Annotated in this window: 14 protein-coding genes; 4 read left to right on the top strand and 10 right to left on the bottom strand. The window is 59.3% G+C overall.

All coding sequences use genetic code 11. From position 1 onward, the window contains the following. The first annotated feature begins 146 nt into the window (after positions 1-146). The 3 genes from GOX73_RS11670 to GOX73_RS11660 all read left to right on the top strand — a co-directional run bounded on the left by GOX73_RS11670 (position 147) and on the right by GOX73_RS11660 (position 2,555). On the top strand, positions 147-854 hold the full coding sequence (locus GOX73_RS11670) for a DUF484 family protein (protein ID WP_171121823.1): 708 nt from the start codon (positions 147-149) through the stop codon (positions 852-854). Beyond that, a complete protein-coding gene (locus tag GOX73_RS11665) occupies positions 851-1,771 on the top strand; it encodes a tyrosine recombinase XerC (RefSeq protein ID WP_171125727.1) in 921 nt (306 codons plus the stop codon). The genes GOX73_RS11670 and GOX73_RS11665 overlap by 4 nt, the downstream gene beginning before the upstream one ends. A gap of 70 nt (positions 1,772-1,841) precedes the next feature. Then, complete coding sequence (locus tag GOX73_RS11660) at positions 1,842-2,555, top strand: phosphatidylcholine/phosphatidylserine synthase (RefSeq protein WP_171121821.1); 714 nt, start codon at positions 1,842-1,844, stop codon at positions 2,553-2,555. Here GOX73_RS11660 and GOX73_RS11655 read toward each other — a convergent pair. The 7 genes from GOX73_RS11655 to GOX73_RS11625 form a co-directional block, all read right to left on the bottom strand. Further along, the gene (locus GOX73_RS11655) at positions 2,540-3,007 is read right to left on the bottom strand and encodes a hypothetical protein (RefSeq protein WP_170386204.1); all 468 of its coding nucleotides are present in this window, start codon (positions 3,005-3,007) and stop codon (positions 2,540-2,542) included. The genes GOX73_RS11660 and GOX73_RS11655 overlap by 16 nt on opposite strands. A 75-nt stretch (positions 3,008-3,082) precedes the next feature. Then, positions 3,083-3,538, bottom strand: a complete 456-nt coding sequence (locus GOX73_RS11650; RefSeq protein WP_171125729.1) for a methylated-DNA--[protein]-cysteine S-methyltransferase — start codon at positions 3,536-3,538, stop codon at positions 3,083-3,085. A gap of 117 nt (positions 3,539-3,655) precedes the next feature. After that, positions 3,656-6,559, bottom strand: a complete 2,904-nt coding sequence (ileS, locus tag GOX73_RS11645) for an isoleucine--tRNA ligase (protein ID WP_171125730.1) — start codon at positions 6,557-6,559, stop codon at positions 3,656-3,658. A gap of 238 nt (positions 6,560-6,797) precedes the next feature. Continuing rightward, entirely contained in the window at positions 6,798-7,508 is a 711-nt protein-coding gene (locus GOX73_RS11640; protein ID WP_171125733.1) for a VIT1/CCC1 transporter family protein, read from the bottom strand. Positions 7,509-7,562: 54 nt separating this feature from the next. Further along, positions 7,563-8,552 carry a YcjF family protein gene (locus tag GOX73_RS11635; protein WP_171125735.1) on the bottom strand — a complete coding sequence of 330 codons (990 nt, stop codon included), beginning with the start codon at positions 8,550-8,552 and terminating at the stop codon, positions 7,563-7,565. Beyond that, on the bottom strand, positions 8,545-9,000 hold the full coding sequence (locus tag GOX73_RS11630) for a GNAT family N-acetyltransferase (RefSeq protein ID WP_171125737.1): 456 nt from the start codon (positions 8,998-9,000) through the stop codon (positions 8,545-8,547). The genes GOX73_RS11635 and GOX73_RS11630 overlap by 8 nt, the downstream gene beginning before the upstream one ends. Beyond that, a complete protein-coding gene (locus GOX73_RS11625; RefSeq protein WP_171125739.1) occupies positions 8,997-10,409 on the bottom strand; it encodes a YcjX family protein in 1,413 nt (470 codons plus the stop codon). Before GOX73_RS11625 ends, GOX73_RS11630 begins: the two co-directional genes overlap by 4 nt. Before the next feature lie 107 nt (positions 10,410-10,516). Here GOX73_RS11625 and truA point away from each other — a divergent pair, with 107 nt between their 5' ends. Continuing rightward, complete coding sequence (gene truA / locus GOX73_RS11620; protein WP_171125741.1) at positions 10,517-11,281, top strand: tRNA pseudouridine(38-40) synthase TruA; 765 nt, start codon at positions 10,517-10,519, stop codon at positions 11,279-11,281. Between the two features lie 5 nt (positions 11,282-11,286). Here the strand turns inward: truA and GOX73_RS11615 are convergent, their stop codons facing one another. Genes GOX73_RS11615 through GOX73_RS11605 form a run of 3 tightly spaced genes read right to left on the bottom strand, consistent with a single transcriptional unit; the run spans position 11,287 to position 13,721 of the window. Continuing rightward, on the bottom strand, positions 11,287-12,210 hold the full coding sequence (locus GOX73_RS11615; protein WP_171125743.1) for a nickel/cobalt transporter: 924 nt from the start codon (positions 12,208-12,210) through the stop codon (positions 11,287-11,289). Next, positions 12,195-12,911, bottom strand: coding sequence for a DUF1007 family protein (locus tag GOX73_RS11610; RefSeq protein WP_371808257.1), 717 nt, complete (start codon positions 12,909-12,911; stop codon positions 12,195-12,197). Before GOX73_RS11610 ends, GOX73_RS11615 begins: the two co-directional genes overlap by 16 nt. Before the next feature lie 3 nt (positions 12,912-12,914). After that, complete coding sequence (locus GOX73_RS11605; RefSeq protein WP_171125745.1) at positions 12,915-13,721, bottom strand: thioesterase family protein; 807 nt, start codon at positions 13,719-13,721, stop codon at positions 12,915-12,917. Between the last annotated feature and the right edge of the window lie 98 nt (positions 13,722-13,819).

Raw genomic sequence — 13,819 nt, 5'->3', positions numbered from 1 at the left:
CTTGGACCTGATCTTTGATCAGGACCCGGCAGGCGGGAGCTCTCTCCCCAAACACACGAAATCCGGTCACGTTGGCATTTTTCCCAAGGCAAATTCGCCAAGCCGTGTTATAACGCGGCAAAACATAAAAAACGACCGGACAGGACATGAGCAGTAACACCAAACTCAAGGACACTCTCCGCGAGGCGATTCTGGCCGAGCCTTACGCCGTGCTGGATGACAAGGACCTGATGCAGGCCCTCGTCGCCGCCAACGAGGAAGCGCGCGGAGACAACATCATCGACCTGCGCGGCATTGCCATGCAAAGGCTCGAGGCGCGACTGGACAGGCTTGAGGACACGCACAGGTCTGTTATCGCCGCAGCCTATGAAAATCTGGCAGGCACCAATCAGGTTCACCGCGCCATCCTGCGCCTTCTGGAGCCAGTGGATTTCGAGGATTTTCTCAAGGCGCTTGGCACCGAAGTCGCCGAGATATTGCGCGTTGATCGCATCACCTTGATTTTGGAAACCACCGTGGTCCAGCAAGACCCGGCAATCGAAAAGCTGGGGGGCGTTCTCACTGTCGTTGAACCCGGCTTTGTCGACAATTACCTAACCTTCGATCGCAGCGGCCCTGCCCGCGAAGTGGTCCTGCGTGAGATCATTCATCCCACGCACCGCATTTTTGGCGAACAAGCCGACCACCTGCGATCCGAGGCATGTCTAAGGCTGGATTTGGGCGAAGGCCGACTACCCGGCATGATCATCATGAGCGCCAAGGACCCAAACCATTTCTCGCCACAACTGGGCACCGATCTGCTGACCTTCTTCGCCGGTGTTTTTGAACGGTCCATGCGCAACTGGCTGTCATGAGCCTGATCTCTCCGGCCTGCCGCGACGCGTTGCAGCACTGGCTGGAGGGTCTCGTGGCGCTCTCAGGGCGTTCAGAAAACACTCAGGCCGCCTATCGCAGCGACGTGACCGAATTCCTGTCCTTCATGACCCTGCACCATAATCAGCCTCAGGGGCTGACGGCACTGGCACGTATCAGTGTGTCGGACATGCGGGCCTGGATGGCGGATCAACGCGGTTCTGGTGTCGGCGCGCGATCTCTGGCACGAAAATTGTCGGCGGTTAAAAGCTTCTACCGTTGGCTGGCCGAGCGGGAAGGCTTCGAACCGACCGCAGTCCTGTCCACCCGCGCGCCCAAATTCACCAAGAAACTCCCGCGCCCAGTCGCCGAAGACGCTGCGCGCGCCCTGATAGAAACGGTTGACCTGCAATCGACCAATGATTGGGTTTCGGCCCGCGACGTCGCCGTGGTGACATTGCTTTATGGCTGCGGGCTGCGGATATCCGAGGCGCTTTCACTAACCGGCGCAGATGCGCCCTTGCCGCAATCCCTGCGGATCGTCGGCAAAGGCAATAAGGAACGCATCGTCCCAGTCCTGCCCGCCGCCCGCGCCGCCGTTGATCGTTACCTGACGCTCTGCCCCCATCCGCGCGCCAAAGACAAGCCGCTGTTTCGTGGCGTGCGTGGCGGGGCACTGAACCCGCGCGCCATTCAGGCGGTCATGGCCAAGGCCCGCCAACAACTGGGCCTGCCCGCGACCGCAACCCCTCATGCGTTGCGCCACAGCTTCGCAACCCACCTGCTGTCAGCGGGCGGCGATCTGCGGGCAATACAGGAATTGCTGGGGCACGCCTCGTTATCGACCACACAGACCTATACGGCAGTTGACACCGCCCGGTTGATGGAAGTCTACGACCGCACGCATCCCAAAGCCTGACACAAATGCAATTTCAACAAATGGGGCGTTTTGCTTTGCATCTTCTCCACGCATCGTACATGACACGCGCATGACACTCAGATTCAAAGCTCTCTCCGTCCATCTGTTCACTGCGACCGGTGCCGTTTTCGCAATGTTGGCCATGTTGGCCGCCGTCGAAGAAAAATGGAGCCTGATGTATCTGTGGCTTGTGGTGTCCTTCATCGTCGATGGCATCGACGGCCCACTGGCACGTCACTACCACGTCAAGAAAAACGCCCCCGAGTTTGACGGCGTGCTGCTGGATTTGATCATCGACTACCTGACTTACGTATTCATCCCGGCCTTTGCCCTGTTCAAATCCGGTCTGATGGACGGCTGGACCGGCTGGTTCGCGATCATTGTCATAACCTTTGCCAGCGCCATGTATTTTGCAGATACGCGGATGAAGACCAAGGACAATTCGTTCTCCGGCTTCCCCGGCTGCTGGAACATGTTCGTCATCGTGATCTTCGCGCTCGAACCCAATTTCTGGGTCATCCTTCTCATGGTTTCGCTGCTGTCACTGGCCATGTTCCTGCCGCTCAAATTCGTACACCCCGTCAGGACCGAGCGCTGGCGCGGCGTGACCCTGCCAATGGCCTTTGCGTGGACGTTTTTTGCCGGCTGGGCCGCATGGGTAGACTTCCACCCCGAAAGCTGGGCGCACTGGGGGCTGGTCGTAACAAGTTTATATCTGGTCTCAGCAGGCATTGCGCAGCAGGTGGTCCCGCCGCGCAGAAGTCGAGACTACAAGACTTCCTGAACCTCGAATTCAGTCCCGTTATGGGTGAACACATCGCCCTGCTGAAGCCCGGTCATTGCCAAATAAATCGGGCTTTGGGTCGAAATCCCCATATAAGTCTTGCCATCGACATCAAAACGAGTGGTTGAGACACACACCACGAAACGACGGTTGTTGAATTTGACAACAGCGCCGGGTTGCACCGTATCCGTCACGCTGAAATCGGTATTTTCGATCACATCAATCTTGGCATGATGGGCATGCACCGGCGCGTCAAAAGCCGCGGCCAAATCCGCATTCTCTCGCGATGCCGCAATATCATCCTTGTCGTGCCCTTCGCGGTCGTCCAACTGCGAATCTTTCAGAAACGCGTCATAATGCGCCTGCGCAGTCGCAAGCTCCTGCGCTTCCAGCGACATCAGGCGGTCGATAATTGCCTTCTTGCGGGCAGCCGAGTCTGATTGAGCAGTCATACCATTCGGTCCTTTGAATCTCTATCTGATACAAGTTGGGCCTCAAGCACCGGGATTGCAACAGAAATCCGTCCCTTAGATCAGCAAACCGGCGGCCCGTTCATGGCGCAGCAAAGCGACCTTGGTCTCAACTCCACCTTCACCTGAGAACCCGCCAAGCCCGTTTGCCGCCAGCACACGATGACAGGGGATGATCACCGGAATCGGATTCGCACCGCAGGCTTGCCCAACCGGTTGAGGTGGTTGCCCCAACTCTTTCGCGATCTCGCCATAAGTTCTGGTCTCACCCAAGGGTATCGCAAACATCAGATCACAGACCTGCCGCTGGAACTCGGATCCCGCAATACGATAGGGCAGATCAAACCGCTCCATTCGCCCTTGATCATAAGCCTTCAGTTGCGCCGCTGCCTCCTTCAGCACTGGCGTCGCCTCGCCCGCGCTTCGCCCATTCCAAACCAGACGCGTAATCGCCCCGTCCGCCTCCTCGACCCCGAGGCATCCAAATTGAGTTTCAACAGCAATCATCGGCATAGCGAAATGCTGACAGCGTTTTGACAAAGGGCGCAACCCCAATCAGGTCGCGCCCCTTGCTTCTTCTGTTCAAAAATACTTCGGAGCGCGAGGCAGAGCCTCGCAAAATCCCGAAACTTATCCCAATGCCTCGTTACAGCGTCCGCACACGCCGTCATGCGCATGGCGCCCCACATCCGGCAGGATTTTCCAGCAGCGTTGGCACTTTTCACCCTCGGCTTTTTCAAACACCACCGCGACCCCTTCGATCTCGGGCACACGGAACGCCTCGGCCGGGGCCGGATCACCGGTGACTGTCAGGCCCGAGGTGATGCACAGATCATCCACGTCGAAAGTCGCCAGCAGGTCACGAACCTCAGTGTCTTCAACATACACAATCGGCGCGGCCTCAAGGCTGGAACCGATGACTTTCTCTTGGCGCTGAACCTCCAGCGCGGCAGTCACGGCGCGGCGGACACGGCGGATTTTGGCCATGCTGGATTCAAGATCAGCATCGCGCCAGTCGGCTGGCGTGTCAGGGAAGTCCACCAGATGAACCGAGCTGTCATCGCCCGGGAACCGCTCCAGCCAGACCTCTTCCATAGTAAAGACCAGCACCGGGGCCAACCATGTGGTCAGACGGTGGAATAGGATGTCCAGAACAGTCCGCGCAGCACGGCGGCGCAGGTTGTCGCCGTCGCAATAGAGCGCATCCTTGCGCACGTCGAAATAGAACGAGGACAGATCAACCGTGGCAAAGGTGAACACGGCGCTAAACACACCCTGGAAATCGAACGCGGCATAGCCTTTGCGCACCTGTTCATCCAGATCGGCCAGACGGCTCAGCACCCAACGCTCCAGACGCGGCATATCCTCGGGCGCGACCCGGTCGGCTTCGGTGAAATCCACCAGCGATCCCAGCATAAAGCGCATCGTGTTGCGCAGACGGCGATAGCTGTCGGCGGTGCCTTTCAGGATCTCCGGCCCGATCCGCTGGTCGGCGGTATAGTCAGTCTGGGCCACCCACAGACGCAGGATATCGGCACCGTATTGCTTGATGACCTCCTCCGGCACGATGGTATTGCCCAGTGATTTGGACATCTTGTTGCCTTTGGCATCCAGCGTAAAGCCATGGGTCACCACGTTCCGGTAGGGCGCGCGGCCCTTGGTGCCGCAAGCCTGCAGCATGGACGAATGGAACCACCCGCGGTGTTGGTCGGTGCCTTCCATATAAACGTCAGCAATGCCGTCCCCGGTCCCGTCCTCACGATCGCGCAGAACGAAAGCGTGGGTCGAGCCACTATCGAACCACACGTCCAGCACGTCAAACACCTGATCATAGTCGTCGGGGTTGGCGATGCCGTCCAGCATCTGTTCCTTGAACCCGTCGGTATACCAAATATCCGCGCCATTTTCCTCGAACGCCGCTTTGATGCGCGCGTTCAGATCAGCATTGCGCAGCAGGTAATCCGCGTCGGTGGGCAGAGCGCCCTTCTTTGTGAAACACGTCAGCGGCACACCCCAGGCGCGCTGGCGGGACAGAACCCAATCCGGGCGCGCCTCGATCATCGAATACAGACGGTTGCGACCAGTCTGCGGCGTCCACTTCACCAGTTCGTCGATGGAGCGCAGGGCGCGTTCACGGATGGTATCCCCCATCTCGCCCATGCCGTCGTCCAGTTTGCGGTCGACGGATGCAAACCACTGCGGCGTGTTTCGATAGATGATCGGAGCTTTCGAGCGCCACGAATGCGGATAGCTGTGCTTGATCTTGCCCCGCGCCAGCAGCCCTCCGACCTCGACCAGCTTGTCGATGACCGCTTTGTTCGCGTCACCCTCACCGCCCTTGCGAGACAGGATGTATTTGCCACCAAAGAACGGCAGGTCAGCACGGAAAGAGCCGTCGTCCATAACGTTATAAGTGATGACCTGCTCAAGCATGCCCAGATCGCGATAAAGCTCGAACTCCTCCATCCCATGCGACGGCGCACAGTGGACGAAACCGGTCCCTTCGGTATCGGTCACGAACTCAGCCGCGCGGAAATCGCGGATGTCGTCCCATTCGCCATTGCCGCCCTCCGCCCCGGCCAACGGGTGCGTCAGTTGCACGCCTGCCAGCTCATCCGTAGTCACATCGCGGACGCGAGTCCACTGGTCGTCGTTCAGACGCGCACGGCCCAGCACATTGGCGGCCAGGTTGTCGGCCAGCAGGAACTTGTCGCCCACAGCGGCCCAGCATTCCTCAGGCGCGCCGGTGACTTCGTAGAGGCCGTATGAGATGTCCTTGCCATAGACGACCGCCTTGTTCGACGGCATGGTCCAAGGGGTCGTGGTCCAGATCACGACAAACGCATCATCCAGATCGCCCGCATTCACGACCTTGAACTTCACCCAGATGGTGAAGCTTTCCTTGTCGTGATACTCGACCTCGGCCTCGGCCAAGGCAGTTTTCTCGATGGGCGACCACATCACGGGCTTGGACCCCTGATAGAGCGTGCCGTTCATCAGGAACTTCATGAACTCATCGGCGATCACGGCCTCGGCGTGATAGTCCATAGTGATATAGGGATCGGCCCAGTTGCCGGTGATGCCAAGACGCTTGAACTCGTCCCGCTGGATGTCGATCCAGCCCTCGGCGAACTTGCGGCATTCCTGACGGAAATCGACGACGTTCACCTCGTCCTTGTTCTTGCCCTTCTTGCGGTATTGTTCCTCGATCTTCCATTCGATGGGCAGGCCGTGGCAGTCCCAGCCGGGCACGTAACGCGCGTCGAACCCCATCATCTGATGGGACCGCACGATCATGTCCTTGATGGTCTTGTTCAGCGCGTGACCGATATGCAGGTGGCCGTTCGCATAGGGGGGGCCGTCGTGCAGGGTAAAGGGCGTGCGGCCCTGTTTTTCACGCAGGCGGTCGTAAACGCCGATCTTTTCCCAACGCTCCAACCATGCGGGTTCGCGCTTGGGTAGGCCCGCGCGCATGGGGAAATCGGTTTTGGGCAGGTTCAGCGTTTCTTTGTAATCAGGTGTTTCGGCGCACATTGGGGGCGTCCTTTGGATCATCTGGTCGTCGTATGGATCGAAGCGGTCGGTGCGAGGTCTCAAACACCTTTGCCCGGCGTCTCAGGATATCAGAGCGCCGGGGATATAATTCGAATAATGATGGCCATCCGGTCATACATGGCCGCGCTTATAGGACGCCCGCTTCGGATGGTCCAGAGGTTCCGCCCCCTGCGGCGAATGGCGCGGGTTCCATTGCCCGTCGATACACAAGCCCCCGTTATGGGTGGAACAACGACCCCACCAGATACGCGATCAACGCGGCTGCACCACCAATCAGCAGCGTTTCCATCCCTGACCGCCACCAAGGGGCCAGCGACCATCGGCTTTTCAACGCGCCTATCGCAAAGAACACACCCATCGTCATCCAGACAGACACCGTGAACGCGTTCTCGACCGACAGTAAAAACGGCAAGAGCGGAATCATCCCTGCAACCAAAAAGGCCATGAACGTGGCCATCGCAGCCTTGAACGGGTTTGGATCAACAGTTCCGAGGCCATATTCGCCCTCGATCATTAGGTTTATCCAGTTTTCGTGGTTGTCCGTGATCGCATCGGTCGCCTCGTCCAGCACGCGCCCGGACAAGCCTTTCTGGGCAAGAATTTCGCGGACCTCGCGACGTTCTCCATCGGGATAAAGGTCAATATGACGTTCTTCGATGGCCCGAATACGGCGGATGTTGTCCAGTTCGGCCTTGGTACCCGAATAATTGCCTGCTGCCATTGAAAAACCGTCGGCCAGAACATTAGCCAATCCCAGAACAACAATGACAAACGGTGACAAACCCGCCCCAGCCACGCCGGCAATGATCGCAAATGTCGTGACCGAACCGTCAATACCGCCATAGACAACATCACGCAGCACGCCGCGGCCCGGAGGGGCATTGATCCTCTCGGAAATTTCCTGCTGGCTGTGTCCGTGCTCGGTCATGGCTGGCTCCGGCGCTTTAATGCGGACCAGCAGACAGGAAATCTTTGCGTTAGGTCAAGTCTTGGTGAACAAACCTGTCAAAGCCCGCTTGATCATCGTGCGCGTCGACGGTTTATGACGGTCCGAGAACGGCAAAGGACGACAGACATCCATTGCGGCCACACCGACGCGGGCGCTCAGGGCTCCGTTCACCAACCCTTCGCCAAATCGGCGGGACAGTTTGCTAAGGACCGAGCCACCCAAAACCGGCTCTAGCAGATCGTCGCCAACCGCCACGGCGCCAGTGGCCACCAAATGCACGAATACGGCACGCGTCAGCCGCCACCCCCCCAGAAACCCGGAACGTCCGCCATAGATTTCAGCAATGCGCCGGATCATCCTAAGCGACGCTGCCAGCGCCGTCACAACGTCCGCCAAAGCCAGCGGGACCAGAGCCGTCACGGTTGCGACCTGACGCGCTGCGGCTTCGACCTCGCGGCTGGCGGCCGCATCGAGTGGGACAAGCAATTCATCTTCGGCCAGTTCAAACAAGCCCGAGGCGTCGAATTGCTCGGCCATACGTTCGTTCAATCGGTCACGCCCCCATTTCGTATCGTCGCGGCCTTTGTAGAAATTGATCAGTTTTTGGGTAACGTCGCGGGCCTTTTTCAAGTCTTCATCGGCCAGCGCCTCGTCAGCGGCCCGGCGCAGGCCGTCAATACGAGACAACCGCCCAATCGCGGCCAACTCGCGCAGGGCAATAAGCAGCGCGACCAGAGCCAGCGCGCCAAACAGACCGGTTACGATCCATCCCAGAACAGGCGCGCGTAGCACCAGTGAAGTGACAAAATCCCACGCGGCTATGGAAACGACGGCACCAACTGCTGCCGTTGCCAGCCCCCAAAACCACCGGGACAAGACCGAGGGCTTTCTGGCCGCCAACCTGACCGCCGTTTGCATGGCCTGCCCTTGCACTGGCGCGACATCCGGCACCGGCGGCGCAGCGGACACGTCAACCGAGGGCTCTTCGGCATCGAGATCGAAAACAACGGGACCTTTAGCCATCAGCAGCCTCGCTTCGCTTCCAGACGTATTTGATGTCCGGCAGGTGTTCGTCGTTGTCCGCTCCGTCGCTTCGGGCGACTTCGGCAAATCCGTTGCGTTCATAAAATTGGCAGGCCCGGCGGTTTGACTGAAATGCGAACAGGGACAGTTCTGACCGCATGGACTTGGCATGGTCCAGCAGGCGCTGCCCGATGCCGCATCCACGGGCCTTGGGCGCCAGATACAGGGAATGAACTTCGCATTGGTTCAAAGCCAGAAAACCCACGACGCTGTCATCGGTTTCCGCCACAGTCACCCAGTCCTGATCAATCATCCGACCGCAAAAGGCTATGGTCTCGGCGCGCGAGTGCAGTTCCGGCATCCAGTCATGCTCGCGTGCGAAACCGTGCAGGATTTCACCGGTCGCCCCGGCGTCTGTGCTACGGGCCGGACGAAGGATCACGGTCATATTCGGTCTCCTATCAGAAACTGCGCCGCCCGGTCCAACCTGATATGGGGTGGGCCGTCGCCCGGCCGCAATGTCAGTTGGGCAGGCTCAAACGCCATGAAACCATAATCGGCCTCCAGCCATGCGCCTGCCCCGTCGCGGGCCGGCCCCAACAGGCGGGCAGGGTCTTCGGGCAACTCACCAGGATAGAAAGCCGCGTGCTTGCCATCAGGCAGAGTACCGCGCACGCAAGGAAGGTCTGCCCCCTGATGGGACCGGATTTCTTCGGTTGTCGCGCGCAGCGCCGCCAGTGACAAGGCCGCCGTTTGCGCTCCGGCAAAGTTCGCCCGGTCGCGGGCGTCACGCGTTAAGGCCTCCATGATGTTGGTCAGGCGGGGGTGCTGCAGATGATGCAGGTGATCGGCCTTGGTCGCCGCAAAAAGGATACGCTCGACCCGTTTTCCCAAAAGCAGTTGGCTCAACCACGCATTGCGGCCCGATCGGAAGGCCGACAGGATATCGGCCATGGCACGGCGCATGTCTTCGACCGCCTGCGGCCCCTTGTGGATAGCGCCCAGCGCGTCGACCAACACAACCTGTCGGTCAATTCGGGAAAAATGGTCGCGAAAGAACGGCTTCACGACCTGAGATTTATAGGCCGCGTACCGGCGCGCCATCTCGTGATGTAGGCTGCGCCGATGGGGTTTTCCCTCGACCGGCACGGGCGCAAAGGTCAGAACCGGAGAGCCCGACAAATCACCGGGCAACAGGAACCGCCCGGGCGTGCAGTCATAGTATCCTGCATCCCGCGCCGCGTTCAGGTAATCTGAAAACGCTTTGGCCAACGACTGCGCGGTGGATTCGTCATGATCCGCTCTGGGCTCTGCGGCCTTGGCCAACGTCAGAAACGCGTCAGCCTCGGCGCGCCCTGCTATGCGGTTCAATGTCTCGGTCGACCACTCCTCGTAAGACTTGTCCAACAGGGCCAAGTCCAAAAGCCACTCGCCCGGATAATCCACGATATCCAGATGAACCGTCCGCGGCCCTTGCAACCCCGACAGCAAACCAGCGGGACGCACTTTGAACGACAAGCGCAGTTCCGACACGGCGCGGGTGCTGTCCGGCCAATGAGGTCGCGGTCCGGTCAGGGCCGCCAGATGGTTTTCATAGTCGAACCGGGGCACCGTGTCGTCGGGCTGCGGTTGAAGATAGGCGGCGTTAATCCGCCCCTCACGCTGGGCCACAAGACCAGTCATGCGGCCACGGTCCTGCAAATTGGCGACAAGCGAGGTGATAAACACCGTTTTTCCAGATCGCGCCAGTCCTGTAACGCCCAGACGGATGACCGGCTCGAACAGGGCTTCGGACACGCTGTCGCCGACAGTTTCAAACCCGCGCACCAGACTGTCTGACAGGGAAGAGATGACCAAATTGTCGCCCCGCTGTTTTCGTTTCTTTCAAAATAGGCAGCGAGGACCCGACATACCAGCGCTTTCCAACCCTTGCCCGTTGCGTTGCAGGACGTTACCAGCAGCCCATGCCAAGATACGCACTGAAAGTCGAATACCAAGGAGAGCCGTTCGCCGGGTGGCAACGGCAGAAAGAGTTGCCTTCCGTTCAGGGGGCGATCGAACAGGCGTTGTCGCGTATCCAGCCCGGCGCGCATACGATTGCTGCAGCCGGTCGAACGGATGCCGGGGTGCACGCGCTGGGACAGGTTGCCCATTGCGACATGGCTAAGGAATGGGATCCGTTCCGCCTGTCAGAGGCGTTGAATTATCACTTGAAACCGCAGCCTGTAGCGATCGTGAAAGCCGCACATGTCGAGGATGACTGGCACGCCCGGTTTTCCGCGGTGGAGCGGCAGTACCTGTTCCGCATTCTGATGCGCCGCGCGCCCGCAACCCACGACGCGGGGCAGGTCTGGCAGATCAACCACATGCTGGATGTGGACGCCATGCAAGCAGGCGCAGACATGCTGATCGGCCGACATGACTTTACGACGTTTCGATCCTCGATCTGTCAGGCTGCCAGCCCGGTCAAAACTCTGGACGAATTGCGCGTTGAACAGGTTCAGGGTTTTTCCGGCCCCGAAATCCACTTTCACGTCCGAGCCCGGTCTTTCCTGCACAATCAGGTGCGCAGCTTTGTCGGCACGCTGGAACGTGTTGGCGCGGGCGCTTGGACGCCCGAAGATGTGCGTGCCGCGCTGCTAGCGGCTGACCGTGCGGCTTGTGGCCCGGTATGCCCTCCGCAAGGGCTCTATCTGGCGCAGGTCGGTTATCCCCAGCCAGTTTTTTGATACGGTCAGATAGCGCGCAGCAACAGCCCGCTGGCAATCACGGCAATCATCAGCCCAGCAACCAGTTCGATGGTCGGGGCCAGCACTTGTGCGAACCGCGTTGCCGAGGCCGAGGCCAGCAAACCACCGCGTAGCCCGAAAGAAGTCCAACCGACCAGAGTTGTGACCATCGCCGTTCCCAGTGCCATTGCAAACGCACCTGCAACCCCCACCATCGCGATGCCCATCTGCCACGTCAGGATCAGCACAAACAACGCGCCAGTGCAGGGGCGCGCCGCGATACCCGCGATTAGAATCAACGCCTCGCGCAGGCTGCCGACATTGGCAACCTCCTCGGCGGTGGGGCCGTGGCGGTGGCCACAATCCGAACAGACTTCGCCTTCATGGTGATGATGGTCGTGATGATGGTGATCGTGATGGGCTGTTTGGGACTTGTGCCGCCTTGCAAAGCTCCGCAAGGCTCGGAAAACCAGCCACAGCCCGATTGCTGCAATGGCGCCATAGCTTATAGGTGCCATGACCTGTTCGGTCGTCCCCACAAGGCTTTCCCGTGACATCTGGAACACCAGAACACCCGCATAGACAAGCACGATCGCGGTTACAGCCTGCCCCAAGCTCGACAAAACGCTGATTGCCGACAAGCGCCAGAACGCAACGCGGCGCCCCAAGCCGTACCCCCCGATCAACACCTTGCCATGCCCCGGACCAATGGCATGGAAAAACCCATAGGCGAAACAAACGGTTAGCAATGTCGCAACCGCCTCGGGCTGCTCGGCTCGGGCGGCCCTTAAAGAGCGAGCGATCTGGTTCTGGAAAGCGCGCTGTTCGCCAGCCGCCCAAGCCGCAAGCTGATCGAAGCCTCCGCTGCCCCAGAACCAAAGCAGCAACCCAATGGCCAGAGCGACCGGTACAATCAGGTATTTGGACATGAAATACGGATCTCGGTCGCAAAGTTTTCGCCGACAAGCGGGATATCGTTTTCCTCAAGGTCATAGTCGGCGTCCAATGTGCGCAAGAACGCCTGCATCTGGGCCAACTGCCCGTCAATATCCGGCTCGATCCGGTCAATCTGGCATGAATGCGGCCCGGAAACGGTAACGGGTCGCGTTACTTCGTATGCGGTGTAATAGGTTTCATCAAAAGCTTTGGCCGTCAGGTTCGCCGCCGGTGCCGCCGCATCCTCGACCGCCCTCAGATGAGTTGTGACGATGCGACCATCCTCAGTCCTGGCAGACGCCTCTGCCGGGCCAGACAGGGCAACTGGCTTCCCATCCGCCCAAACCAAAAGATCGCCGTTGTATCCTTCGACCCATTGCGCATCAAACCCTGCAAGAAAACCTTCTTCTGCTGGGGTCAGTATGCCGTCCGCGTCCTGATCCAGCTTCATGTCTTCAAGGATCAGAAGCGAATAGAATTCATCATAGGCCCATGTGACGCGGACATGTGTCAGGTTTCCGGTTTCATCCACGATGAACTCTAACCCCGTGTCGATAAAGACATGAGGGTGAGTCAGGGCCGGAATCGGGGCACAACAGGCCAAAAGGGTCAAAAACCAACGCATATGCGAAAGATAGGATGACCATCTGCGCCCGGCAATACGTTTCGTAGCATGAGCGCGGTTTTCGGCCATCAATCAGGGCTGCGGGAACAGAACCAGCGTCTGCAACGCCGCACCGATCGGACCTTCGGTGTCATAAAGCACCGCCTGAGACAGGCCGATTCCAGACGGCTGCCAGTGGCAAATTGAATCGGACGCCAGCCAATCTGATACCGGTTCGCGGTGAATTTGCACGGTCAGGTCCGTGTTCATAAACCCCATTTCGGTCGTGGGTGCATTCCATGATAAGCCGTTGGCGCAATCGGCCAAAGGACACAGCGCCTGAATCGGCGACTGGACCTCATCAGACAACAAGGACGGCGCGCGCATCCAAATCGCCTTGGGCCCGGGTCCAAAACTGACGCCCTTGGGATACAGAATCTCGGTGTGGTTGGCAAAGCCGCCAAGGTTGTGACGTGTCTCGCCTATCGGGAAAGGGCCGATTACCGCACCTTCAAATTGGGGCGAAGGTACAGCTACATTTGGGACAGGCCCGAGATTTCGACGAACCAGATGCATGGTCGTTGCAGTGGCACAAAGCGTATCGTCCAAATCATGCACGGTGACCCGGGTCGTTGCCATCGTCTTGGTATGGCGCGTGGTTTCCGCCGCCACGCGCAACCCCGCCAAGGGCATCGGGCGCAGCATGTCGATGGTCAAGCGGGTCAGCATCTTTTCCGGGCCGACTTCGGTTTCAGCGGCCCGCGCAACAAGACCCGTGACTGGCCCGGCATGACAATGATCTGGCGACCAGGGACCGCGCGCGGCTTCGTTGCCGACAAATGCCCCATCTGAACGAATGTGAAAAAACGACTGCTGGTTCAGATCAGGGTTGCCGCTCATGTTCTTGTCTATACCTTTTCCCCAAAAACAATTCTCCGGCCGGTCCGGGCGGCCTGACATCTGTGTATCGCATACGGCCCACCAGCCAAGCACTGAGT

Origin of the sequence: Ruegeria sp. HKCCD7221 (assembly GCF_013031225.1) — a bacterium.
Lineage (GTDB): Bacteria > Pseudomonadota > Alphaproteobacteria > Rhodobacterales > Rhodobacteraceae > Ruegeria.
Note: the sequence above shows the minus strand (reverse complement) of the source record. Positions and strands in the feature narration are given on the sequence as shown.